The organism is Verminephrobacter aporrectodeae subsp. tuberculatae At4, assembly GCF_000193225.1.
Lineage (GTDB): Bacteria > Pseudomonadota > Gammaproteobacteria > Burkholderiales > Burkholderiaceae_C > Acidovorax > Acidovorax aporrectodeae.
This window is the reverse complement of sequence record NZ_AFAL01000836.1, coordinates 1-1,082: the sequence shown is the minus strand read 5'-3', so window position 1 is coordinate 1,082 and position 1,082 is coordinate 1. Positions and strand designations below refer to the sequence as shown.

General features: G+C 66.3%; 1 protein-coding gene. It reads right to left on the bottom strand.

The features are described from left to right. A partial coding sequence (locus VTU_RS29540; RefSeq protein ID WP_010108941.1) for a SwmB domain-containing protein occupies positions 1-1,082 on the bottom strand: 1,082 nt, incomplete at both ends.

The following is a 1,082-nucleotide window of genomic DNA, read 5'->3' as shown; positions in this document are numbered from 1 at the left end:
GTGTTGTTGGTCACCGCGGTGGCCGCAAAGCTGGCCGCGTCGTTGCCGGCAGCGTCCTGGATTGCGTTGGTGTCGTTGCCGGTCGTGGGGTCGGTGTAGGCGACGGTGACCGACTGGCCATGGGTGACCGCCGTGCTCAGCGTGAGCGTGACGGTCTTGGCTCGCGACTGGACAGTGACGGTGGTGACGGCGTTCGCGACGCCGTTGACCAGCACCGTAAAGGCCCCGCTCGCCGGCTTGTGGACCGGGTCCCCGTCCAGATTGCCCGTGTCGCTAAAGCTGAGTACCAGTTGGTCGCCGGTGACCGCGGCGCTGCTGAACACCGGGGGCGTGGTGTCTGCTGGCGCGAGCGTGCCATGGGTCGGGATCACTCCGTTGAAGTTCGCCGCATGGTTGCCGGCAGCGTCCCGCACCCCGTTGCCGGATTCGGGCTTGGTGTAGCTGACGGTCACCGTCTCCGTTTCGGCCACGGTGCGGCTCAGCGTCAGCGTCACGGTCTTGGCCGTGGCGTTTACCACGGCGCTGCTCACGGTGATGGCCGCCGTGCCTGCGGCGGTGTTCACCGTAAAGCCTGCGTTGCCCGTCAGTGCTGCCGCGTCCAGGGTGCCCGCTTCGGTGTACGTGAGCACCAGCTGGTCGCCGGTGACCACGGCGGTGTTGATCACCGGGGGTGTGGTGTCGGATGTACTCACGCCGGATGTATTCACCTCCGTGGCCGCAAAGCTGGCCAGGCGGTTGAGCAGTGCGTCTTCCAGGGCCCTGCTATCGGTGGGCGTGCTGTCGTTGTAGGCGACGGTCATCGTCTGGCCAACTGTCACGGCGGTGGTCAGCGTCAGCGTAATGGTCTTGGCCTGAGCGGCCACGGTGACTTCGGTCACAGCATTGGGAACGTTCCCCACGAGCACCGCAAAGTCCCCGGCAACCGGCTTGCGGGTCGGGTCCGCGTTCAGGTTGCTGGCGTCGCTAAAGCTGAGCACCAGTTGGTTGCCGTTGACCTTGGGGCGCGCGTCACCGGTGGTAATCAGCTGCGGGGGCGTGCGGTCTGGTGCGTTGTTCTTGATCACCGTGGTCGGAATGCTGGC